Origin of the sequence: Veronia nyctiphanis (assembly GCF_004116385.1) — a bacterium.
Lineage (GTDB): Bacteria > Pseudomonadota > Gammaproteobacteria > Enterobacterales > Vibrionaceae > Veronia > Veronia nyctiphanis.
Genome location: NZ_PEIB01000006.1, coordinates 150,267 through 173,563, shown reverse-complemented (window position 1 = coordinate 173,563; position 23,297 = coordinate 150,267). Strand labels below are relative to the sequence as shown.

Below are 23,297 nucleotides of genomic sequence, written 5' to 3'. Positions count from 1 at the left end.
AATTTTGTCACCGACAGAACAAAAATTGTGTCCTGCGGTTGAACGCGATTTTGCCGATGCCATACTGTCGCTAACCCTTTTTTCACTTCCGGAGCCGATACATTGGCGAAAAAGTTTTATGTGGTCTGGAAAGGCCATCAACCCGGCATTTATGACAACTGGCCAGCATGCCAAAAGCAGGTACACGGTTTTAAAGACGCCAAATACAAATCGTTTCCAAGCCGTGAAGAGGCTGAAAAGGCGTTTGGCAACAAACCCTACTCTTCTAAACCCGCAGCAAAAGCTGCACCCACCAGCAAAGCCAAAAAGACCGCTTCACTGACGCAGCAGCAGGTACTGGCGCATTCAGCATCGGTAAAAATGTTCACCGACGGTGCGTGTGACCCGAACCCTGGCAAGGCTGGCTCAGGGCTTGCGCTGTATCGGGGCAACTCGCTTGAGTCACTCTGGTATGGGCTGTATGTCGCGGAAGGTACCAACAATCTTGCAGAGCTTAATGCCTTGCATCAGGCGATGCTGATGGCAAAAGGCGAGCTGGTAAACGGCAGCAGCGTGGCGATTTTCTGTGACTCGGTCTATTCGATTAACTGTGTTTCTCAGTGGGCGGCAGGCTGGGAGCGCAAAGGGTGGAAGAAATCTGGCGGAGAAATCAAAAACCTCGCCTGATCCAAGAGATGTACGCGCTGTATTTGACGCTGAAAACAGATATCGAGCTGCTGCATGTCAACGGGCATGTGGGTATCGAAGGCAATGAGCTGGCTGACCGCATGTCAATCCTTGCTGTTGATCAGGCAGAAAGCGCGTTTGTTGAATATCAGGGCGACAAAGATATCACTGAAATTCTGGCGATGCGGGCAGGATAACTGCCCGACCGCTCTCCGCATACTAACCGCTCTCTGGCTACACCCGGTCTGCCACCACCACGTATCTCTCTGGTCCGTTAAAGGTGGCACTGCTGAATGGGTAACAGGTGACCAGAGTGAGTACGTCGTCGCTGTTTTCCGTTACCCATTCGGTGTCATGCTCACTGATAACCTCGGACAGGGATACGCGATAAAACACGGTCTCACCGCTGGCATTTTCCAGCCGGATTATCTGCCCGGGCTTGAGCTTTTCCAGCGATGCAAAGTGGGTATCATTATGGCCATACACCACGATATTGCCGTGCTCACCCGGCTGTGCGGTAAACAGTTGCAGTGTCGGCCCAAACGCCAAGTTACGACCACTGACACCCGCGAGAACATAAAGCGGATTCTGCCCCGGCAGTAATAGACGTGCCGCGGGATAGGTATCGGCCCACGGCCAAGGTGCCACTCTCTCTCCGGTATGCTGTTGAGTAATCCACACATCTTCTATCAGGTACTGGGCAAACCAAGCCTTACCTTTTATCCATGCGGCCTGCGTACTGAAAATGACGGCCGCCAGCAGTAAGCCTGCACTGAGGCTACTGAGGGTGCAGTTCCACCATGCTTTATCGTCATATTGGTTCAGGTAGCAAAATAGATTACGTGTCATACTTCTCTCCTCGCTCTCAGGGCAATGATTGTCATCTCACACTCACCAAACAGTTTTAAGCGCAGCCGCATCAGGCCTAACCCGGCCACCAGCATCAGACAGGCAAGGATGGTCAGCAGATCACTGCCAAGGCCTGCCTGCGCCAACCGTGGAGAACTGTTCGAGGTCGGTAACGACACTGCCATGCCGGATGGGCGGTTCAGTGCAATGCTTTTATCGCTGGCAACTAGGTGCAACGGGCGAACGGGCGTTTTATCGACCGCTATCAGGCTGGTATGCGCTGTCACGATATGATGTGACAAACCAAGCTGAGTGATCTTTTCCCGCTTCTCGTCCGCAGAGAGGTCAGGGTTCAAGCCGATACTCTTGATTTGGTTGCGCGCCCAGAGTACATCGATACCCGATGCCTTCTCCGCAGAGGCTTCAAGGTTGGTCAGTGAGACCTTGTGCTGCCAGCGGCGTTGGTTCAGCTCCCCCGTGACCATCAGATCGGTTGCTCCTTTCGGTATTTCGAACGCCACCATCAGCGGCTCTTGCAGGTAAAGATCTGGTAAAGGTTTTGGCCAGTAGTCGAGCGAACCTGTTTCTGAAGTCAGCACAATATCGCGCATCGCAGGCGCAGAAAGGCGGTCAAACAGTTTGCGCATCTGGCTGTCGACACTGTCATTGTTGCCGATATAGGTGTAAGTGCCTTTACCCGCGACGGCTGCACGCTCCATAAAATAGCGATTAGGCGCAGAACCAATGCCGACAGTGAATAATCGCCAGCTACCCAGTGAAGACTGAATTTGTTTGAACAACGGACTTTCATTACCGACACTGCGTCAGTGATAAACACTACCTGCCCCAAGCGATGCTCACTCGGCTGCCTGCGCATTGCTCTGTCGAGCGCCGATGACATTTCAGTGCCACCATCAGCATTCAAGCCTCGGATCATCCTCTCAACGTCTCTGAGGTTTTGCTCTGTGGCGGGTAAAGGTGCTTCTGAATATGACCAGCTGTTATTGTTAAACAGCACAAGGTTGAAGGTATCGTGGACAGACAGTTTTCTCAGGCCATATAGCAATGCTCGTTTGGCCTGAATGATCGGTTCTCCGTGCATAGAGCCAGACACATCAAGCACAAACGTGACCTCTTTTGCCATTGGCGTTTGCAGTGGCTTTTGAAGTGACGTTTGTTTCGCAGCTTGTGAATGACGACTGACAGCCTGCGGCGGTAAGGCCATCAATAAACCGTATTGTTTGCCGTTATCAGAAGCAGGCTGATAGAAAAATGCCGCTTGCGGTTGTGAGGCAGGCATAGGTCGCCAGTTGAGGATAAAGTCCCTGTCCGCGATATCTGGGTTTGCCAAGGTGATGTTGTAATGGCCTGAAGAGATTTCTTTACTGACAATGTTGAAAGACGGGCTTTTCAGCCACGCCAACGGCAGGCCAGCATCAAGGTCAATATCGATAGAAAACGGTAACGCAGCGCCGCCGGGAAGATGCGCCAAAGCTGGGTCTCGGTAGTAAGGTGTAATGTTATTGGCATCAGGCACCTGATCGGTATTTTGCCCCCATCCTTTTGAAAGTGAAGGCATGGTAGTGACAATACTTTGCGAGTTTCCTGTCTTCTCGACATTTTCCAGAATCGTATTATCAGACGAACTGTTGTCTGCGTCATGCGCAGTACTTTCGCCCTGACCGAAAGCGTTATCTGAGCTGAGCTGGTCATCTAAGCCAACAATCGGCACCCCGGGGATATAACGCGGAGTCACCACGGTCGGGAATACTAATGAAAATTCGCCGTCTCGATAGGTCAGTGTTTGCTGGTATTCGATTTCAACTTTTACCGTCTCACCGGGCGCCACATTGGCGACCTCGGTAGAGAAGATATTGGGACGGTGCTGCTCGACGAGGCTCGCTTTTTTTCCCTCGGTTTTTGCCTGCTGGTATTGCTTGCGGGCAACCGCTTTCGGTTTGATGTCCCCTTCAATAAATCGGTCTCCGATATAAAGGCGTAATCTGTCTACTGCGGCGTTTTGTGGCAGAGGAAAAACATAGCGGCCGTGAATCCAGTCATGAGAAGGGTTGGTGAAAGTTTGTTGTACCGTAACGCGATTAATCAACCCAGCGACTGACATCGAAACCTGCGTTGATACCAAGGGGGCTGAGACTGTCTTGCCATTTTGTTGATACTGCAGACCGAAATCTTCTGACGGCATAAGACGATTATCTGGCACAGCAGAAGACGAAGCGGGGGACGAAGAATGAGAAGTTGTGGCAGCAAACGCAGAGGCCGCCAGCAAAAGGCTGAAAAGAAATAAAAAACTCATCTTCCAGCTACCATTGAACGTAGTCAAGAGAAGGCGACGCCCTTTGAAACTGGGTCGAAATAAGGCATACATTGCAGTTGCTCCGAGAAAAAATGGATAGATGTATTACATCAGCCGATACGGGCAACCACGGGCAGGTATTATGATCAATAGGGGTGAAAAGTGGCGAAATAATGGCATCCTTGTTCTATCGGCTTTTTTCGTCAATACGCCGCGATACTGTCAGGTCATTGATACGACACCAGCCGTCGGCTGGTAGATAAAAAGAAGAAAATGCTACTCTGTCGGTCTGTATGAGGAAATACAGAGAAATGCCTCAACCAAAGGAGAATAAAGATGCTTGAGTCGAACGAAGTGGCGTTTCGTCTGGGTGCCTTTATTGGTATTTTTATTATTATGGCGGTGGCAGAAAAACTCGCGCCAAAGCGGGCGCTGCGCCATTCGAAAGTCAAACGGTGGCTGAATAACATTGGTTTGATGGTCGTCAATACGCTGGTCGTACGGTTGGTGTTTCCCGTCGCGGCGGCAGCTTCGCCGTCTATTGTGAAAAGGTTGGATGGGGCCTGATGCATATCTTTGACGTCCCCTACCCGATTGCCGTTATCGCCAGTGTGATCATTCTCGACTTCCTGATTTGGGGCCAGCATTTGCTGTTCCACAATGTGCCAGTGCTATGGCGTCTTCATGCCGTGCACCATGCTGATAGAGATCTTGATGTGTCATCAGGCGGTCGCTTTCATCCAGTCGAAATTCTGCTGTCGATGCTGATAAAGTTCATGGCCATCGCTTGTATTGGTGCCCCCGCTGTTGCGGTGATCTTGTTTGAAATTATTCTCAACGCTACAGCAATGTTTAACCACAGCAATGTCGCATTACCTGGCTGGCTGGATAAAATCGTGCGACGTGTGATTGTGACCCCCGACATGCACAGAATTCATCACTCTGTACACCCAGATGAGACCAACAGCAATTACGGATTTAACTTGTCTATTTGGGATAAGCTGTTCGGCACATATACACAAGACCCAAGAGACGGACAAGAAAACATGGAAATTGGCCTGTCGCAATTCCAGGCTGAGCATCAAACCATCTGGCTACCTGGCATGCTGTCACTGCCTTTCAATTTTACGCCGTCAGCTTCTGACAGCTCGGAATCTGACGTACCTGGAGTCGAACGCAGCTCTCAAGACAACGCTAACATCGAAAACAATAAGCAGGATAAAGAATGACAACACGAGTGATCGTCGCTTCCCTCAACCCGGCAAAAATCTCAGCGGTTGAAACGGCATTCAATGACGTTTTCCCTAACACAGAAATGGTGTTTGAGGGTATCTCGGTACCCAGCGAAGTGGCCGACCAGCCAATGACCAATGAGGAAACCAAACTCGGCGCAGAAAATAGAGTCAAAAATGCACGCGAAGCCTGTGAAGGTGATTATTTTGTCGGCCTTGAAGCGGGTATCGACGGTGCATTTACCTTCGCGTGGATGGTAATTGAGTCAGGTGATCAGCGCGGCGAAGCCGCTCTGCCAGTTTACCGCTTCCACCAAAAGCGTTAGAGGGAATCAGTGAGGGCAAAGAGCTTGGTGACGTGATGGACGAAATGTTCAACGAGACCAATGTGAAACAAAAAGGCGGCGCGATTGCGATGCTCACAGAAGGGAAACTGACCCGAAGTTCAGTTTACCATCAGGCGCTGATACTGGCCCTGATCCCTTTTATCAATCCAAGCCTGTTTTAACAAACCACACCAGACCACAAAACAAAAAAGGGCCGCATGGCCCTTTTTTTATGTCAACGCGGTAAGGTTACTTTTCCAGCATCCCTAACAACCACGTTTTGGTGTCTTTATCGACACGTTTCAGCTCATTGGAGCCTCGTGTGATGGTTGCGATACCGACACCCAGCATCTGACTCAGCTGGCGTTGGCTCATATCCCCTCTCAACAATTCGTAGACAATATTCACTCTGGCGGTGAGCGTGTCTCTCTCGTCCTGAGTCAGCAGCATGTTCAACAATTCGGATTCTTTGTCATCTTTCGCTGCACGCTGGATCAGCTCTACCACTTCCTGCCAGTTTTCATATTTGGGGCTATCAGCATGGCAACCTCATGCTCATCTCTTCCAAGTGTTGCCAGTATATCAAAGGCTAAGGCTCAGTAGCGCATCTTGCTCTCGTGTGGTTGAAGAAAATGTTGCGGTTTGCCCAAAAGCTCACGGTAATACATTTCAAAGACCAATACGTTTTGCACATAACCGCGAGTCTCGCGAAAAGGTATTGCTTCAATAAAGGCGATTGCATCCAAGTTGCCATTGGTCTCGTTAAGCCAACGTTTTACTCTCGACGGCCCTGCATTGTAAGCTGCGAGCGCGAGTACCCGGTTGTCGTCGTATTTATCTAACAGTTCACGCAGTAGCCGCTACCAAGACGAATATTGGTCACAGGATCGGTCAGGCTATGCTTGCCGCGATAGTGAATACCTAGCTTTTTCGAGGTAGCACGGGCAGTCGCTGGCATCAACTGCATCAAACCACGCGCGCCAACTGGCGACACGGCTTGAGTGTGAAAAGCGCTTTCCTGTCGGCTCAGTGCAAGCAGTGTTGGCAAAGGCAATTGGCGCTTTTTGCTGAACATATCAAACCAGCCAAGGTGCGCGATCGGGAAGCGGTACGGAATATGATCCCATAGCTTCCCGCGAATGGTTGCCTGCACAGCGAGATGGTGCCATTTCTTCTCTGAGGCATAAGCAGCAAGTTTTTCTATTTGTTCGACGCTAACTCGTCGCAGCAAAAAGTCCCACTCACGTTTTGCTGCGGTCATTTTGTTCAGCGCGAGTAACTCACGCACTCTCGCCAAAGGCTGTTGTAAATCAAAAAGAGAGTTGGCATCAAAGTCCGGATCTGTATAGGGGATCAGTGGAGGTTTACCTAGGTGGATGGATGCGGCGATGCTGTAAAAATTTCGCTGTCCGGAAATATCTTCAAAATGTTGATTGGCCGCGAAATGGTGGCCACGCTCTTTGGCGATACGGCTTTCCAATAACGCCATTTTAAGTTGTCGACTTCAGCGTCAGGAAGCTGATCAATCCAACGTTCGGCAGATTCAAAACGTCCCTGTGCAATTGCCAGCCTGAAACGTCGCTCCAGCAATTTCACGTCAGACGATTTATTCAACACATTATCCCGCCAGACTCTCAACGAAGTATCGTCAGTCGACATTAACCGACCAGCGATGTAATCGCCGACTTCCTGTCGCAGGCTTTCAGGCACCTTCTGACCTTTCATGGTGTTAGCAAACTGCCGAACTGCCTCATCGGGGTTTTTTCTTGCCAGTTTGATCAATGCAAGGCTGACAAGATCCTGATGGAAGACAGTGATCTTGCTGATCTGGGCAAAGTGCTCGACGCGGGTGGGCGCTTTATATAAGCGAAGCGCTGATTGCACCATGGCTTGGTTTTCACCGCTTACCTGACGAGACAAATAGTTAATCAACCCGGGGTTGCGGCTTTCAAAGGCCAATAAGGCACGTTTCAGCACCAGTTCATCAGTCAACTCGCCGGATTTACGCAGGTAAGAAAATAGGCTGTCGCAGGCGCGATTGACAGATTTACCGGTGAGATACATTTCTTTCGCGCCCTTGAGCGCTTCAACGCGGTAACCTCGCTGTGCTTTTGCGTGAAAATAGTAACAGCGGAGTGTCTCGTCGCGGGGTGGCTCTTTTTGGTAAGCAAGAAACGCTCGCCAGTCACGCCTTTTTCCTAGCAGAGTCAAATAGCGGGCGCGCAACGTGCGAGTAAAAGGCATGTCTTGATAACGTTCTTCAAAACGCTTTACCCGCGACAGCGATGCTGCCGATAAGTCCCGAACAAACTCGCGATAATCAAGATAAGGATAAAGCGGATAATCTTTCAGGTCAGCTTTCAGGCGTTTAAATTCTACGTAGCGTTTTTTATCATCAGCCTTAATCGCTGCTCGGTATTCAGTACGCTGTTCAGAGAGTGATTTTGCCTCGGCGATGGATGCGGTCGACAGAGGAAGAAACATAGCGATGGCGGGATAAAATAACAGTTTTAATAATGCAGTTTTCTTTAATGAAATCGTTATCTTATTAGTTATTTTCTCTGTCACTTTTTGTCCCCCCGCAAAACCAACACTTATTAGCTTAATCACCATCTGAGAGATTTGCTGTTAAATTTATTTTTTTAATAGGTAGAATAATCACTTTGTCTTACATGAGAACGAAGCAGTTATGGCTGAGTACGTCTATACCATGTCGCGCGTTGGCAAAGTTGTGCCACCTAAGCGACAAATCCTAAAAGATATCTCACTGAGTTTTTTCCCTGGCGCCAAAATCGGTGTTCTGGGTCTCAACGGTGCAGGTAAATCAACACTTTTGCGCATTATGGCCGGTATCGATACCGACATCGAAGGTGAAGCTCGTCCGCAACCCGGTTTGAATGTTGGTTACCTGCCTCAGGAGCCAAAACTGGATGAAGAAAAAACCGTACGTGAAACTGTTGAAGAAGCAGTATCCGATGTAAAAGGTGCACTGACCCGTCTTGACGCAGTGTATGCCGCCTACGCCGAACCCGATGCAGATTTCGATGCACTGGCGAAAGAGCAAGGTGAACTTGAAGCGCTGATTCAGGCGAAAGACGGCCATAACCTCGAGAACTCCCTTGAGCGTGCAGCCGATGCATTGCGTCTGCCAGAATGGGATGCACAAATCAAACACCTCTCAGGTGGTGAGCGTCGCCGTGTTGCAATTTGTCGTCTGCTGCTGGAAAAACCAGACATGCTGCTGCTTGACGAACCAACGAACCACTTGGATGCCGAATCTGTTGGCTGGCTTGAACGCTTCTTGGTCGATTACACAGGCACCGTGGTAGCCATTACGCACGACCGTTATTTCCTTGATAACGCAGCAGGCTGGATCCTTGAACTTGACCGTGGTGAAGGTATTCCGTGGGAAGGTAACTACACCTCATGGCTTGAACAGAAAGATGCACGTCTGAAGCAAGAAGCCGCTGGCGAAAAAGCACGCCAGAAGACCATCGAGAAAGAGCTTGAGTGGGTTCGCCAGAATCCAAAAGGCCGTCAGGCAAAATCTAAAGCCCGTATGGCGCGTTTTGAAGAGCTGAATACCTCTGATTACCAACGCCGTAACGAGACCAATGAGCTATTTATCCCGCCGGGTCAACGTTTGGGTGATAAGGTGCTTGAAGTTAACAACCTGACGAAATCTTTCGGCGACCGCGTTCTGATTGACGACCTGTCTTTCAGCGTGCCGAAAGGTGCGATTGTCGGTATCGTCGGTGCCAACGGTGCCGGTAAATCGACCCTGTTCAAGATGCTGAGCGGTGCAGAGCAGCCAGACTCTGGCACCATTGATTTGGGTGATACAGTGCAATTGGCGTCGGTTGAGCAGTTCCGTGACAGCATGGACGACAGCAAAACCGTTTATCAGGAAATCTCTGAAGATGCGGATATCATTCGTATCCACAACTTTGAAATTCCTGCACGTGCTTACTGCTCACGTTTCAACTTCAAAGGCAGCGATCAGCAAAAACGCATCGGCGAACTGTCAGGCGGTGAGCGTAACCGTGTTCACCTTGCGAAGCTTTTGAAAGCAGGCGGCAACATGCTGCTTCTCGATGAACCAACCAACGACCTGGACGTAGAAACCCTGCGTGCACTGGAAGAAGCACTGCTTGAGTTCCCTGGCTGTGCCATGGTTATTTCGCATGACCGTTGGTTCCTTGACCGTATCGCAACACACATCCTTGATTACCGTGATGAAGGTCAGGTTAACTTCTTCGAAGGTAACTACACCGAGTACAGCGAGTGGCTGAAAGACAAGTTGGGTGCTCAGGCTACTCAACCGCACCGCATCAAGTACAAGCGTGTGACCAAATAAGTTCTTTGTATCTTGCGTAAATGCATTTAATTACAAAGCACTATTTCCTCAGAAGGTGGCGTAGGCCGCCTTCTCGTTTATCAGACACTTTTTCTCTTTTTCTGCAAATCACCTTGCCGATTTAAGCACCTGCGCTTAATTTTTAGCTATCCAAATCGTTTTACCAACCGATGTTCATATAGATTTCAAGGATTGTCTCATGCGCGAACGCCGAAAATTCTCCAGAGTGGTTTATCATGTTGAGGCCAGCGTATGTCAGGACGAGAATACATGGATATCAAGTATTCTTGACTTGTCGCTAAAAGGTGCCCTGCTGAAAAAGCCTGAAAATTGGACTAAAACAGACAACACGGTTTTTGATATCAATTTTTGTCTGCACGATTCCGATATCGAGCTTTTCATGGAGGTCACGCTGGTCAACGACGATGATGACTACCTGAGGTTTCTAATCAACCACGTGGATATTGATAGTGTCAGTCATCTAAAACGCTTGATTGAGCTTAATGTCGGGGACCATCAACTTTTGAAGCGCGAACTTGCACAGTTGGCCGATTTGAAGGATCAGGTCTGATGAACAGCTAACTCTGTTGTTCTGTCAGGGATAGACAACCACAACCGAGCATTGACGACATGGCGGATAATATACGAATCACCGTCTCACACCCGTACGGTCGAAGTTTTTTGTTCTATCACCATCGAAAAGAAAAGTTATCGGATTTGCCGTTCTGTTTTCTTTTCTCTCTATTGCCCTTGGTATATCTGCCATTTATTACCTTACTCACCGCTCAAGCACCGCTGAGATGACGGTGAAAAGCCTTGCTGAGCAAAAAACCGAACTGACAAACCAACTCGAAGGTCTGGCGATGCAACGGCAATCGCTGATCGAACAACGGCAGCAACTCGAAGACCAAATCGACGACATTGAGCTCGACTATGCGGAAATCATTGCAGCAAAGCAGGATGAATACGAGCAAATTATCGAAGCCAAAGAAAGCGCCCACGCGCAGGTCATTGAGGAAAAAAATACTGAGCTGACCTATCTTTCTCAGCGCGTTTTAAGCGTGGAAGTTGTTTTGGGCCTAGATAAAGACATTGTCGACAGCGAGGCGCTTGGCGAACGTATCGAAGCCGCCGCCATGAACTCAGCAGTTCGCGCCACCATGCTCAAATTAGTCCCCAGCGGCGAACCCATCAAGAAGTACCGTCGTTCGTCCGGGTTCGGCGCCCGGAAGCACCCAGTCACCGGGAAAAATAAATTCCACCTCGGTCTCGACCTGACCGCCAATATCGGCACACCGATTTATGCACCTGCTGACGGCGTTGTTGAATACAAAAGAAATAATCGCAAAACGGGTTACGGCAATGTGCTGAAAATTGGCCACGCTTTCGGGTTTATGACGCTCTATGCACACCTCGAGAAATTTAACGTTAAACTGGGGCAGTTTGTCCGAAAGGGTGATTTGATTGCGTGGACAGGCAATACCGGGCTGTCTACCGGACCACACCTGCACTATGAGGTGCGGTTTGTCGGGCGCGCGTTAAACCCTGCGTACTTTATGTCATGGACACCCGACAGCTTTGAGTCGCTGCTTAAAAAGGAAAAGAAAGTCGACTGGGCAAACCTAATCAACATCATTGAAGGCATGGTGGCAACCAACATACAAGTTGCTGCGGCAACGCCCGCAGCTCCGCCTGCGATATATGCCAAGAACAATACCGAGGCCAAGGAGTCAGATATTCAAGGGCAGTATGTGAACGATGACGTCACGATGAAGTAAATTGACTTTCGAATTCTCCATTAAAAAAGCGCCAATTGGCGCTTTTTTATTTCCTATCAAGGCATTAAGGATTAAAGCAGGATCAGTCAAACTCATCCAATGTTTGCAGTGCTTCTGACAGCTTACTGACACCGTAAACCTTCATGCCTGCTATCTTATCTGCTTTGGGCACATTGGCAGCAGGGACAACAGCGCGGGTAAAACCGTGCTTTGAAGCCTCCATCAATCGCTCCTGACCACTCGGCACAGGACGAATTTCACCCGCTAGCCCCACTTCGCCGAACACCACAAGGTCGCGAGGTAGCGGCCTGTCACGGAAACTTGAAATAAGTGCCAGCAGCAGCGCGAGATCGGCACTGGTTTCGCCGACTTTTACCCCACCAACCACGTTGACGAACACATCCTGATCCGCCATCTGCATACCGCCATGTTTATGAAGTACCGCGAGCAGCATTGCCAGCCTGTTATGATCCAAACCGACGGTGACACGACGCGGATTAGCAAGTTGTGAGTAATCGACCAACGCCTGCAACTCCACCAATAGCGGGCGTGTGCCCTCCCAAATCACCATCACCGAACTGCCCGAGGTGACCTCTTCACCACGACTCAGGAAAATCGCCGATGGGTTATTTACTTCACGCAACCCCTGCCCTGTCATGGCAAATACGCCCAGCTCGTTCACCGCACCAAAACGGTTTTTGTGGCTTCTGAGGGTGCGAAAACGGCTGTCACTGGAACCATCGAGAAGCACCGAACAGTCGATACAGTGTTCCAACACTTTCGGACCAGCAAGGCTGCCGTCTTTGGTCACATGGCCGACCATAAAGATCGCCACATTGTGCTGCTTGGCATAGCGGGTAAGCGCAGCCGCAGACTCACGCACCTGTGCAACGCTACCGGGTGCAGACTGAACATCTGACACATGCATCACCTGAATCGAGTCGATGACCATGATTTTCGGGTTTTCCTGCTGGGCAACCTGACAGATAGTCTCGACATTGGTTTCAGACAGCATTTTCAGCTGATCTTTGGGCAATCCCAGTCGGTCGGCACGCATCGCGACCTGCTGAAGAGATTCCTCACCCGTGACATAAAGCGTCGGCATCTGGCTGGCAAGCCAGCACATTGTCTGTAACAAAAGGGTACTCTTACCCGCCCCCGGGTTACCACCAATTAGAATCGCTGCGCCAGGCACAATACCACCGCCCAACACCCGATCCAGCTCTTTGAAGCCACTGGTAAAACGGGGAACTTCCTGTAAGTCGATGCTTTCCAGCGTCTGTACCTTGGCTTCTGTCGCACCCGCATATCCCGCGTATTTTTCGTTGCGGGCGACCTGAGGTGATGCGGCAAGCCGCACTTCTGTAATCGTATTCCAAGCGCCACATGCGGAGCATTGGCCCTGCCAGCGGGGATAATCTGCGCCGCAGTCATTACAAACGTAGGCGCGCTTTGCTTTAGCCATTAAATCTCCGAAATAAGCTGTCGAAAAAAAAGCCTAATACCCTGTTATCTATGAAGAACAAACTACACTAAAAAATAAACCCAGATTCATAGAAAGGCATATCAGTTTATCAAACATGACCAGTAACGCGCATAAATACGAGCATGTTGTGGTGACGATGCTCCCTCACTTTCTCAAACCTGACTTCGAAAGCAAACTGGATGCGTTATCCAGCAAGTATTCGACGACAGAAGTTTTCATGATCAAGATGGAAATCAATCGCCGGATGAGTCCATGCACCAAGCGACTTGATCTTCGTGGCCGTGTACCCGGTGAAGTGAGAGAATACGAGATAGATGACAACCAATGCTGGCTCGATGATCTGGCCTTCAATCATTACAGAAAACGCGTTGAATTCTACGGTGGTATGCTGACAAATGGTCTTTGGGAAGAGTTGCAACCCAAACAAACGACCAGAAGCGTTCTCCTAAAACCCAACAAGCAGAAAATCGAACCTGAAGCCAAACTGTCGGCAGAATATTTCAAATCAGGCTTCGGTATTCTAAGAAAAGAAAGCCGCTATAAATTTTTTGCCACCGTAGATATTATTTTGTCTGATGGCTCCATCGTGCATGGAAACACCCTCGATATTTCTCAATCTGGCTTAAAAGTCAAAGCAACAGCAGCATTTGATTATCGTGTCGGCGATATCGTCAGCGTGTGTTTCCCTGAATTGGCAAAAGACCATGAGTTGCCGGAACTTAAGGCAGGGATTGATTATCAAGTCACTCAGATACGGGATTACAGCTACAGCTCTCATTTCATAACACTTGGACTGAAAATTAGCGAAATCAACGACAGTATCAATGAAATTATTGACATAAGACATCGCTCAAAAACCCAAAAACCGTCAGAAGAAAGTAACGACAAAATCGATAATATTCGGCATCGCGCACTCGAAAAAACTGTAATTAATCACACCACAACTCTTCCTTTGTTTTTAGACTTTGGCGTAATTCGGTTCGCGCTGCTGACCCTGATGAATACAGGAATATGGAACTACTGGCACAATGACAAAGGCGAGCAATTTTTTTCCCAACTCCTTAGCGAAGATCGACTTAAACTGCTTAAGGAAAACCGAGAACTGATCTTTTACAGCTTCTGTCATTATGAAAACGATCAAAAATATTACGTTTGCGCGGCATCGGTTGAACTGACAGAAGAGCAGAAGAAGCTTTTTTGGCAAATGGGAGCGAACGAAATATCATGGCGGGTGTTCCGATTGCGGCTCAGTACCATTGAGCAAGACGAACTTAAAGATTCCCCCACCGATATGGCCGCACTCAGTCATGTCGTACTGATTCAAGAGCTTACCGATACAGAGCAAACTGGAGAATACCTTAATCATCCAGCAAGCTCAGAAACTGAAGCTTCAATACTTAATGGTTACAGCAGAAGTTTTTACAACAGCTCACGAATCAGTGCCATCTACCCAGATATTAATTCAGGTTTCGCTGATTTATTGAGAAAAATTGCCATCGATCATTTTGATACCACCAGTTCTTTATAGGAAAGAAAGATCAACTTTATATGGCGCATGCCTTTGTCATTAACTGCCACAATAGTTTTCTCAACCAACTACTAAAAGAAAAAAAGAAAAGTAGCAGTATGTCCTTGCAGCCGTTATACCGCGAAGAGTTTATGAGAATCATTAAAAAAGCGGCCAAGAAAAACTCACCTCCTCCACTCAGTGATATTGATTTCTACATCGCGATTATTCAATCAGGAAAACAATCGTTCAGAACAGCAGTGCGTTTGAATGATGAATTTCCCTCAGACGAGGAAAAGAAAAATTTCATTATCAATGCCAGAAAAATGGGACAATTTATTGCGGTCAGGTGCAGTATTCAGCCAGTTCGACGGGTTTACGATTATGCGAATAATCGCGAATTGAGCCCATTGCTGACCAAATCCAGGAATCAAATCACCCTGCTTCAGGGAGAGCTTAATTCTATTTGTATTTATGGTGAGCTGGCCAATATCACTCAGGAAATTCTCGATAGACTACTGATACCCTGCAAACCAGGCTACTCTGACTGAGGAACAGCAATCATTTTACGCGTGATGCCAATATTTGATTGGAATGAAGTGGATAAATAAGCAGAATATTAAAGATAAATTAATCAGTTACATCAGATGACTTGAACTTTTTCTAAATGTTCACATTCTTTTAAATTTCTCCACACCATTATCTTGTTACTGGACTTACCACTTGACGTTACAGCCTTCAAAACGCTTAATGACCGACAACACTCCCATAAAAATCATGATTGACGCTTCCCTCACTGTAAGCGACAGCATGAAGTCACTCTAAAGAAGAGTAATTGCTCGACAACTGATAATAAAAAAAAAGGGTTCTCTGTCTACAGTCTAACGTTATTGACTCACTACATAGTCATGAGTAGCTGTACACAGTGTTAGATTAATCACTGTTCGCCAGAATCAGCGACTTAGCCAGCTAACGTCCTACAGAAAATAAAATGAATATCAGACAGCATGAATACCACAAAGAGGTTCAGGCACTTATTCCTTTCTATCATTCACATGATTTCGATGTGAAGCTTCATGACGCCACCCGAAAGTTGCCCAGCTCTGCAAAGCTCATCATAAAAATAGAACTCAAACGCTTGATGAAACCTTGCAATAAACAGTTGGACCTAAGAGGAAAAGTTCAGGGGGATTGTCGCCTTTACCGCCTACATGACACCCAAAACTGGATTGATGATATTGCCTTGAATCACTACCTCAGACGCATTGCTGATTATGGTGGTCACTTCACCCAAGGGCTTCATGAAGAGCTGTATGCACTCCCTAACAATAATCGAAACATTCGAGATTCCGCAGCAGACATAGCAAGTAGCCCGAATACTCCATGGCTACGCGCGCAATTTATTGAATTCGGTAAAAACATTCTTCGTAAAGAAAGTCGGTTCACCCTAAAAATTCCGGTAAGAATGGTGCTTAGTGATGGGGCGATTGTTCACGGTACGACGCACAACGTCTCGCGTTCAGGCCTGAAACTGAAAATGACATCCGCATTCGGTTTTTCGGTGGGTGACATTGTTCAGGTTGAACTTGAATCAAAAATCAATGAGGCAAGCTCACCCACTCAGGTATCGGGCTTTAAATATCGCATTACCCGGCTGAAAGAAGATACTCACAGCTCGCATTGGGTATCAATTGGACTGGCACTCGTGTCACCGTATGACACCGAGTCGGTGACACGACTGATTCAGAATAAACTGGATAAAAAAGAGCCGAAACGACGTTTTGAGAATGACGACAAAATAGAGAATCTGAGAAACCGTGCTCTGGAGAATCTGGTGGTGCGGCATACTTCAACACTCCCCGTTTATTTTGCCGGGAATACACCAAAGGCAGTTTTCTTAAATAAAGCCAATCGCACAACTTGGGAGTATTGGCACGACGATACTGGCAGTCAGTTTCTCGACCAACTTTTTCTGCCGCAACGCTTAGAAGAACTGAAACGTCAACAGGAGCTATTGTTTTATTGCTTCACCCAACATCAGAAAGACAAAAAGTATTACCTCTGTGCAGGCTCACATGAGCTCACAGCTGCTGATAGAAAAATGCTGTGTAAGATTGGCGCAGAAAAAGCTTCTTTTCGGGTATTTAAAGTTGCATTTAACGACGTCAACGGCAACGAGAAAAAGGCGCTGCCTCAACACTATCAATCAATATCACACATCGCATTAGTGCAGGATGTTACGCACCAATTCAGCAAAGATTATCTTCCATCTGATCTGGATGTCAGAAACATCAAGAATCTAACGCCTTTTACCCGCCATTCAACAGAACGCTCTACCATCACGCAGGTTTTCGATGGTCAAGATTTATCGATAAATGAGCCTCTCAAGCGTATTTTAATTGGGCACCTTTTCGTCACTCGCTACTTTATCGCCAGAGAAGGTGACGCACTGTCATTTAGGGCGTTTGGCATCAACTCATTAGACAGTTTTCTCAATCAACTGCTGCTGTGTCCGCAAGACAACATGAAAATGACAGCGCAGCCTGTTTTCCATAATGAGTTTTATGATGTCCTAAAGCATCGGACAAAACGTTGGGGGCAAAAAGAGACGGTTCACCAAGAATTTTATATTGCGAAATATAACTTTGGTGGGGAGAGTAAGATTATGGTGAAGAGCCCAGCAGACTTTCTTTCGGTAGAACAACGTATTGGTTTTATCGCTGATGCGCGTCGCAACGGACAGTTTGTTGCGGTAAGAAACACCATCACACCGATTAATGGCATGTTGGATTGCACCGACCGAGAAGAACTTGAAGCTCTCTATCCGATAAGCAACAGTAAGGTGAGGCAACTCGAGCGTGAAATGGATCAGATGTGTATTTATGGGGAGCTCACAGACATTACCGATGAGGTACTGCTTCGAGCTACCCTGAAGATCCGTCAGCCTCTAAAAGACAGCTGACCCGCCTTCATCAGAGACGCGGACAGTATGCACATGACGCCAGTCAAATCACTGAAACTCACGGCAACCTGCGCCTGCTCAACGACTTTGGGTTTGGCGTGATAAGCGACACCCAAACCGGCCGCTGACATCATGACTAAATCATTGGCACCGTCTCCAACCGCAATGGTATTTGCTAAAGAAATGTCATGATCGACGGCCAGTTCTCGCAACACCTCGCTTTTCTTGCTGCATCAACAATGTTGCCCGTAAGCTCGCCGGTCAGCGTATTACCATCGATAACAAGCTGGTTGGACTCTGCATAATCCAGTGAAAGATCATGCTTTAACTTATCCGAAAACCACGTAAAACCACCAGAAGCAATGGCAACCTTCCAACCACATTGTTTGAGGCTGGTAACCAATTGCGCCATTCCCGGCATCAGTGGCAAACTCTCACGAACTTGCTCAAGAATGGCTGTATCCGCCCCTTTTAATGCTCTTACCCGCTCACGAAGACTCTGTTCAAAATCCAGCTCGCCCTGCATTGCGCGTTCAGTGATGTCAGAAACCTTCTCACCCACTCCAGCCAATGTCGCAATCTCATCAATGCATTCGATTTGTATCGCGGTGGAGTCCATATCAAACAGGGCAATACCTGGCTGTGTAAGGTCTGGCAAAAACTCAACAGATGCGCAATCCAGCCGCAAGCTCTGGCATATTTCCTTCAATTCGTCTGTCAGTGTGCTCGGCATCAAAAGTACCGTCTGCTCGCCCACTGTCCAACCAGCAACTGGCTGATAATTCTCGCCTGCAAGATAGGAAAGATCTTGAATGTCGGCTTGAGTGATTGTGGAAGAGAAGATTATCCAGCCAGCATGTTTAACTGCAAATGGATTGAAGCGTCGTAATGAAGGGAAACGTTTGTAAAGCCGGGCCTGCTTTTGAAGTTGAAAAGGTTTTAGCGCATCCATGAAATTTTTCCTTGTTTAATCAGCCACTACTATATACCCAAGCTCCATCAAGATGCTAGGTTCATCACAAACTAACCACAAATCCATCAATTGCGTTGTGTGAATGACACATTGGCACCGCTTGCCGATATCGGTAAGTTGAAATTTGGCAAGGTTATCCGCACACTTGTGTATTGAATTGAAAAAACTACCAGACCTTGAAGTTGTCTGGCCGGAAGAGGTTTATGCTGCAAATAAACAAAACACGCTTAAGAAGGCTATGGCAGGCATTGGTTATCGTTATTTGCGTGACCACTGTGATGGTACTTTTTGTGTACAGCAACGACCTCAACAACCGAAACTACAAAATGCTTCACGACCAGACCGAGGACATAGCGAGGCTTTTCCTCCGGCAAATGGCAGTCAGTGCTGTCTCGGCGATGGCAGACGAGGATACAGACACACTCGATCTTCTGGTCAACAATCTTCAGGAAGAACCCCTAATTCTCGATGCCACCGTATATAACGCAGAAGGTCTGATGGTCGCTAACTCCAGCCTTGCGATGCCGCTTGATCAACTGACTGGCTGAACACGCCACTTTCTATTACCAGTATTGGTAGACAACAATTGGTGGAGCCCATTATCAACGCCGATCGTGTTGTCGGTTTTCTTCGAATTACACTGGAGCACGGCAGTGTGATTAAACAAGCCGCAAACCGCCTGGATAAAAGCATCAACCTTGTTCGCGCCATGATACTGCTCTCAGTTGCAACGGGCGCATGGCTGTCTTTCACGCTCTTTTATCGGCGTGTCAGTCGCGCTCCCCGGCCCGTGATTACCATTCAGTCAGAACAATAGCTCTTGTGATTGTTGAAAGCTCAGTGCTCAAAAAAGGACAGCTTCGGCTGTCCTTTTTCATTGCGTCTTTTGGAAAGATGGCAGTTACAGGAACGATTTCCCATACTCCATGTCTGACGTACCAAAGTACTCCGCCAGAGATTGACCGATATCAGCAAAAGACTCACGACGACCCAGTGAACCTGCACCGATTTTTTTACCATACACTAATACAGGAATATGCTCGCGAGTGTGGTCAGTACCCGGCCAAGTCGGGTCACAGCCATGGTCAGCAGTCAGGATCAGCACATCCTCCTCTTCGAGCATTTCCATGATTTCAGGCAAACGACCATCAAAGTATTCAAGCGCCGCCGCATAGCCAGGCACATTTCGACGGTGCCCGTATGCCGAATCAAAGTCCACGAAGTTGGTGAACACAATGCTGTTGTCACCAGCGGTTTTCATGGCATCCTTTGTTGCTTCAACCAGAGGGCCAAGGCCTGTCGCTTTGACTTTTTGGGTAATACCGCAATGCGCATATATATCGGCAATCTTACCGATAGAAATCACCTCTCCACCTTTTTCATCCACCAATTTTTGCAACACAGTGGCAGAAGGTGGCTCAACAGATAAATCTCGGCGGTTACCTGTTCGCTCAAATTGACCTTTACACGGCCCTACGAACGGACGGGCGATAACACGGCCGATGTTATAGTCTTCAAGCTCTTTGCGCACAATTTGGCAAAGTTCAAGGAGGTTGTCTAATCCATAGGTTTCTTCATGGCAGGCAATCTGGAAAACAGAATCGGCGGAGGTATAGAAAATCGGCTTTCCGGTTTTCATGTGCTCTTCACCCAAGTCATCGAGCACCTGTGTGCCTGAAGCATGGCAATTACCCAAATAGCCACTGATACCTGAACGCTCAACGATACGATCAAGCAGCTCTTGTGGGAAGCTGTTGGTTTTGTCGGTGAAATAGCCCCAATCAAAAAGGACGGGTACCCCAGCAATTTCCCAGTGACCTGACGGGGTATCTTTGCCTGATGACAGTTCTTTCGCATGACCAAACGCACCAATAATGTCCGCAGATGCATCAAGCCCGCAGGGAAATACCCAGAAGACTCTTCACATGCTTTGCCCAAGCCAAGGCGGTTGAGATTTGGAAGACGAAGCAGACCAGAACGATCCTCATTGTCAGCGTCACCGCTTTCACACGCTTTAGCAATATGGCCCAACGTATTGGCACCCACATCACCGAATTTTTCAGCGTCTTCCGTTGCCCCGATACCAAAAGAATCAAGGACAAGAATAATTGCACGTTTCATGATCGCCTCCATCAGACGTCTTCTTGGCCGAAACAACAGCAAAATACCAACATTGCGTTTCCTGCAGCGTGGTTTATTGCACTGCGGCCGAAATAGCATTCGCCGACGAAACCTTAACATTTCATCCTGAGTATAAGGTGCCGTCAGTGTCGTCGTACTGTTGGCTGAGTAGCTTGATGACTGCCTACCAACATTAACGGGAATAAGTAGTTTGTTATCTGGGCTCAGTAGTGACTTTCGTTAGCGCTGTGAGGTGTTACCAAATCATGGTCCAGCACAGCCAAAAGGTCATTCAAAAGACCTGAAGCACCAAATCGAAAGTGCGCTTTGTCAGCCCATTCAGGCCCTATAATTTTCGTCGCAAGTTCAAGGTAGATATTTGCGTCAGAGAGACTCCGCACACCACCTGCAGCCTTGAAGCCTACTCGCTTTTCCACGCCCAACTCTTTAATGACACCCAGCATGATTTCAGCCGCTTGAGGCGTTGCATTTATGGCCACTTTGCCTGTCGATGTCTTGATAAAATCAGCGCCAGCGTTAATCGCTATTTTTGACGCTTTCGCTATCAGTTTAGGCGTTTTCAGCTCTCCACTTTCAATAATGACCTTGAGAACCTTATCGCCACATACTGCTTTGCATTTACGGATGAGCTCAAAGCCAATACGTTCATCACCGGCCATCAGCGCACGATAAGGGAAAACCACATCGACTTCATCAGCCCCTGCAAGAATCGCACTCTGGGTTTCAGCAACCACCCTGTCGATGTCTTCCCCGCCTTGAGGAAAGTTAACGACCGTCGCCACCATCACATCCGGTGTGCCTTGAGCGCGGAGCTGCGCTTTGGCTAATGGAATAAACATGGGGTAAATACACACTGCAGCAGTGTTGCCCAAGACTGACTTAGCCGATTCGCAAAGTGCAGTTACCTTTTCAGGAGTGTCATCATCATTTAGCGTGGTCAAATCCATCAGCATCAATGCTTTCGATGCCACATCTTTTCTATCGCTCATCATTGCTCCAACAGGGTTGATTTGTGCATTTGGCTGAGTATTACATCCTGTAAATACTTAACCTGATGAGCGGACTTGGTTCCGTGAAGTCTGAAAGGGTTCTTTCAGTCAACGTCCATGTTGCCGCATGCCAAAGAGCCTCAGACTCTATGCTGGCATCCACCCAGCGCGTAACTGGACGGAAACAAAATTATAAAGAATCCAGTGTAAATTAAATTACGTTTGATCACACTAAATATGGAACTTCATGTATGGAGATAACAATCAATGAGATCAAAGATAATTTAGTGTTTTGATGAAGATAAAGTGCAACCTTAAAAAACGAAAATGGCGCTGCCCAACGACAGCGCCATTTCATCAGAGGCTAATTACAGAGCACTTAAGCTCAGGAAGAAGCCTGCAATTGTTGCACTCATCAGGTTAGATAGCGTGCCCGCACACACAGCCTTGACACCAAAACGTGCAATGTCATGACGGCGTGAAGGCGCAATGCTACCCAATCCACCCAGTAAGATGGCGATTGATGACAGGTTAGCAAAACCACACAGTGCAAACGATATGATTGCCTGAGTTTTCTCGGTCATAATTTGACCCGTTTCAGCAACGAGTTTTGCCGAATCTCCGACGTATGGAACAAAATCTGTGTAAGCCATAAATTCATTAACGATCAGCTTTTGGCCAATAAAGGAACCAGCGATATCAGCTTCAGCCCACGGGACACCAATCAAAAATGCTAATGGTGAGAAAACTTTTCCAAGCAGCCACTGCAAAGTAAGGTTTTCGAGATCAAACCAACCGCCAACACTCGACAACATACCGTTAATTAATGCAATCAAACCAATAAAGGCGAGGAGCATTGCACCAATGTTTAGTGCCAGTTGCATACCCGAAGATGCGCCACTTGCCGCAGCATCAATAACGTTTGCTGGCTTGTCTTCATCTTCATCGTCACCTTTAAGCTGCTCAACAGGCTCTTGCGTCTCAGGTTTGATGATTTTCGCGAACAGCAGACCACCTGGTGCCGCCATGAAAGATGCTGCGATTAAGTATTCCAGAGGAACACCCATTGCTGCGTAGCCTGCCATAACACCACCGGCGACAGAAGCCAAACCACCACACATTACAGCAAATAATTCAGACTGGGTCATTTTGGATACGTATGGGCGAACAACCAGAGGCGCTTCCGTCTGACCAACAAAAATGTTTGCAGTTGCAGACATTGATTCCGCATGAGAAGTGCCGAGAACCTTGCGAAGGGCACCACCTAAAATACGGATAACAAACTGCATAATGCCAAGGTAATACAGCACGCTGATCAACGCAGAGAAGAAGACAACGGTAGGCAAAACCTTAAACGCGAAGATAAATCCAATACCTTGTACTGAGTCATCGACCAAGCTACCAAACAAGAAGCGGATACCATCGTTACCGTAGTCAATGACGCTTTGTATACCGATGGACATACCGTTCAGCACTGCCTGCCCGGCTGGAACAAACAGAATAAAACCACCCAGAATAAACTGAATAGCAAAAGCACCACCTACTGTGCGAATATTTATTGCTTTGCGGTTATCGGAAAGAAGTAGTGCCAGACCTAGCAGTACGACCATACCGATCACGCTCATAAACAGGCTCATGGTTTATGGCTTCCTTTTTAGTTCGAATTTCGATTAAGGGGAAAATTTCGGCGGCGATTATACGCACAGCACATGATAT

17 protein-coding genes and 6 pseudogenes are annotated in these 23,297 nt (G+C 47.8%); 12 read left to right on the top strand and 11 right to left on the bottom strand.

Annotated features, from left to right (window positions below):
- Positions 1-102: 102 nt before the first annotated feature.
- Positions 103-863: pseudogene (locus CS022_RS07535) on the top strand (ribonuclease H1 domain-containing protein).
- Positions 864-900: 37 nt separating this feature from the next.
- Here CS022_RS07535 and CS022_RS07530 read toward each other — a convergent pair.
- The 3 genes from CS022_RS07530 to CS022_RS07520 are packed head-to-tail and all read right to left on the bottom strand — an operon-like array spanning position 901 to position 3,829.
- Positions 901-1,515, bottom strand: a complete 615-nt coding sequence (locus tag CS022_RS07530; protein ID WP_129121770.1) for a class GN sortase — start codon at positions 1,513-1,515, stop codon at positions 901-903.
- Positions 1,512-2,162, bottom strand: coding sequence for a hypothetical protein (locus CS022_RS07525; RefSeq protein WP_129121769.1), 651 nt, complete (start codon positions 2,160-2,162; stop codon positions 1,512-1,514). Before CS022_RS07525 ends, CS022_RS07530 begins: the two co-directional genes overlap by 4 nt.
- Entirely contained in the window at positions 2,108-3,829 is a 1,722-nt protein-coding gene (locus CS022_RS07520) for a VIT domain-containing protein (RefSeq protein WP_201746236.1), read from the bottom strand. Before CS022_RS07520 ends, CS022_RS07525 begins: the two co-directional genes overlap by 55 nt.
- 336 nt (positions 3,830-4,165) lie before the next feature.
- On the opposite strand from CS022_RS07520, the gene CS022_RS27645 reads away from it, so the two are divergent.
- The 3 genes and pseudogenes from CS022_RS27645 (at position 4,166) to yjjX (ending at position 5,569) form a co-directional block, all read left to right on the top strand.
- Positions 4,166-4,396, top strand: a complete 231-nt coding sequence (locus tag CS022_RS27645) for a hypothetical protein (RefSeq protein WP_328590329.1) — start codon at positions 4,166-4,168, stop codon at positions 4,394-4,396.
- The gene (locus tag CS022_RS07515; protein WP_328590328.1) at positions 4,396-5,058 is read left to right on the top strand and encodes a sterol desaturase family protein; all 663 of its coding nucleotides are present in this window, start codon (positions 4,396-4,398) and stop codon (positions 5,056-5,058) included. The genes CS022_RS27645 and CS022_RS07515 overlap by 1 nt, the downstream gene beginning before the upstream one ends.
- Positions 5,055-5,569: pseudogene (gene yjjX / locus CS022_RS07510) on the top strand (inosine/xanthosine triphosphatase). Before CS022_RS07515 ends, yjjX begins: the two are co-directional and overlap by 4 nt.
- A gap of 67 nt (positions 5,570-5,636) precedes the next feature.
- Here the strand turns inward: yjjX and trpR are convergent.
- The 3 genes and pseudogenes from trpR to CS022_RS26090 all read right to left on the bottom strand — a co-directional run.
- Positions 5,637-5,921: pseudogene (gene trpR, locus CS022_RS07505) on the bottom strand (trp operon repressor); the annotation flags it as partial.
- A 62-nt stretch (positions 5,922-5,983) separates the two neighbouring features.
- A pseudogene (locus CS022_RS26095) lies at positions 5,984-6,648 on the bottom strand (transglycosylase SLT domain-containing protein).
- A 107-nt stretch (positions 6,649-6,755) separates the two neighbouring features.
- The gene (locus tag CS022_RS26090; protein WP_235869317.1) at positions 6,756-8,000 is read right to left on the bottom strand and encodes a hypothetical protein; all 1,245 of its coding nucleotides are present in this window, start codon (positions 7,998-8,000) and stop codon (positions 6,756-6,758) included.
- 76 nt (positions 8,001-8,076) lie between these two features.
- On the opposite strand from CS022_RS26090, the gene ettA reads away from it, so the two are divergent.
- From ettA to CS022_RS07485, 3 genes are all read left to right on the top strand, one after another.
- Positions 8,077-9,744, top strand: coding sequence for an energy-dependent translational throttle protein EttA (gene ettA, locus CS022_RS07495; RefSeq protein WP_129121766.1), 1,668 nt, complete (start codon positions 8,077-8,079; stop codon positions 9,742-9,744).
- 199 nt (positions 9,745-9,943) lie between these two features.
- Positions 9,944-10,315: a PilZ domain-containing protein gene (locus CS022_RS07490; protein ID WP_129121765.1), complete on the top strand. Its 372-nt coding sequence runs from the start codon at positions 9,944-9,946 to the stop codon at positions 10,313-10,315.
- Positions 10,316-10,550: 235 nt separating this feature from the next.
- On the top strand, positions 10,551-11,522 hold the full coding sequence (locus CS022_RS07485; protein WP_408057224.1) for a peptidoglycan DD-metalloendopeptidase family protein: 972 nt from the start codon (positions 10,551-10,553) through the stop codon (positions 11,520-11,522).
- 82 nt (positions 11,523-11,604) lie between these two features.
- Here CS022_RS07485 and radA read toward each other — a convergent pair whose 3' ends face one another.
- Entirely contained in the window at positions 11,605-12,987 is a 1,383-nt protein-coding gene (radA, locus tag CS022_RS07480) for a DNA repair protein RadA (RefSeq protein WP_129121764.1), read from the bottom strand.
- 115 nt (positions 12,988-13,102) lie between these two features.
- Here radA and CS022_RS07475 point away from each other — a divergent pair, with 115 nt between their 5' ends.
- From CS022_RS07475 to CS022_RS07465, 3 genes are all read left to right on the top strand, one after another.
- Positions 13,103-14,536 (top strand): PilZ domain-containing protein, encoded by a 1,434-nt coding sequence (locus CS022_RS07475; RefSeq protein ID WP_129121763.1) that lies wholly within the window; start codon positions 13,103-13,105, stop codon positions 14,534-14,536.
- A 131-nt stretch (positions 14,537-14,667) separates the two neighbouring features.
- Positions 14,668-15,066, top strand: a complete 399-nt coding sequence (locus tag CS022_RS07470) for a hypothetical protein (RefSeq protein ID WP_129121762.1) — start codon at positions 14,668-14,670, stop codon at positions 15,064-15,066.
- 440 nt (positions 15,067-15,506) lie between these two features.
- Positions 15,507-17,477, top strand: a complete 1,971-nt coding sequence (locus CS022_RS07465) for a PilZ domain-containing protein (RefSeq protein WP_129121761.1) — start codon at positions 15,507-15,509, stop codon at positions 17,475-17,477.
- Here the strand turns inward: CS022_RS07465 and serB are convergent.
- A pseudogene (gene serB / locus CS022_RS07460) lies at positions 17,456-18,429 on the bottom strand (phosphoserine phosphatase). The gene CS022_RS07465 and the pseudogene serB overlap by 22 nt on opposite strands.
- A 224-nt stretch (positions 18,430-18,653) precedes the next feature.
- Between serB and CS022_RS27225 the strand changes: the two are divergent.
- Together CS022_RS27225 and CS022_RS27220 are read left to right on the top strand one after the other, a co-directional pair.
- Positions 18,654-18,998, top strand: a complete 345-nt coding sequence (locus CS022_RS27225; protein WP_268967877.1) for an AhpA/YtjB family protein — start codon at positions 18,654-18,656, stop codon at positions 18,996-18,998.
- 41 nt (positions 18,999-19,039) lie between these two features.
- Positions 19,040-19,267, top strand: a complete 228-nt coding sequence (locus tag CS022_RS27220; protein WP_268967879.1) for a hypothetical protein — start codon at positions 19,040-19,042, stop codon at positions 19,265-19,267.
- A gap of 84 nt (positions 19,268-19,351) precedes the next feature.
- Here CS022_RS27220 and CS022_RS07450 read toward each other — a convergent pair.
- The 3 genes and pseudogenes from CS022_RS07450 to CS022_RS07440 form a co-directional block, all read right to left on the bottom strand.
- Positions 19,352-20,571, bottom strand: a pseudogene (locus CS022_RS07450) (phosphopentomutase).
- A gap of 224 nt (positions 20,572-20,795) precedes the next feature.
- The gene (deoC, locus tag CS022_RS07445) at positions 20,796-21,581 is read right to left on the bottom strand and encodes a deoxyribose-phosphate aldolase (protein WP_129121760.1); all 786 of its coding nucleotides are present in this window, start codon (positions 21,579-21,581) and stop codon (positions 20,796-20,798) included.
- 368 nt (positions 21,582-21,949) lie between these two features.
- Entirely contained in the window at positions 21,950-23,218 is a 1,269-nt protein-coding gene (locus CS022_RS07440; protein ID WP_129121759.1) for a NupC/NupG family nucleoside CNT transporter, read from the bottom strand.
- Positions 23,219-23,297: the final 79 nt, after the last annotated feature.

Coding starts and splice junctions, on each gene's coding strand:
- CS022_RS07530 (WP_129121770.1), bottom strand. CDS start 1,515: ATGACACGTAATCTATTTTGCTACCTGAACCAATATGACGATAAAGCA.
- CS022_RS07525 (WP_129121769.1), bottom strand. CDS start 2,162: ATGCGCAAACTGTTTGACCGCCTTTCTGCGCCTGCGATGCGCGATATT.
- CS022_RS07520 (WP_201746236.1), bottom strand. CDS start 3,829: ATGAGTTTTTTATTTCTTTTCAGCCTTTTGCTGGCGGCCTCTGCGTTT.
- CS022_RS27645 (WP_328590329.1), top strand. CDS start 4,166: ATGCTTGAGTCGAACGAAGTGGCGTTTCGTCTGGGTGCCTTTATTGGT.
- CS022_RS07515 (WP_328590328.1), top strand. CDS start 4,396: ATGCATATCTTTGACGTCCCCTACCCGATTGCCGTTATCGCCAGTGTG.
- CS022_RS26090 (WP_235869317.1), bottom strand. CDS start 8,000: ATGGTGATTAAGCTAATAAGTGTTGGTTTTGCGGGGGGACAAAAAGTG.
- ettA (WP_129121766.1), top strand. CDS start 8,077: ATGGCTGAGTACGTCTATACCATGTCGCGCGTTGGCAAAGTTGTGCCA.
- CS022_RS07490 (WP_129121765.1), top strand. CDS start 9,944: ATGCGCGAACGCCGAAAATTCTCCAGAGTGGTTTATCATGTTGAGGCC.
- radA (WP_129121764.1), bottom strand. CDS start 12,987: ATGGCTAAAGCAAAGCGCGCCTACGTTTGTAATGACTGCGGCGCAGAT.
- CS022_RS07475 (WP_129121763.1), top strand. CDS start 13,103: ATGACCAGTAACGCGCATAAATACGAGCATGTTGTGGTGACGATGCTC.
- CS022_RS07470 (WP_129121762.1), top strand. CDS start 14,668: ATGAGAATCATTAAAAAAGCGGCCAAGAAAAACTCACCTCCTCCACTC.
- CS022_RS07465 (WP_129121761.1), top strand. CDS start 15,507: ATGAATATCAGACAGCATGAATACCACAAAGAGGTTCAGGCACTTATT.
- CS022_RS27225 (WP_268967877.1), top strand. CDS start 18,654: ATGCTGCAAATAAACAAAACACGCTTAAGAAGGCTATGGCAGGCATTG.
- deoC (WP_129121760.1), bottom strand. CDS start 21,581: ATGAGCGATAGAAAAGATGTGGCATCGAAAGCATTGATGCTGATGGAT.
- CS022_RS07440 (WP_129121759.1), bottom strand. CDS start 23,218: ATGAGCCTGTTTATGAGCGTGATCGGTATGGTCGTACTGCTAGGTCTG.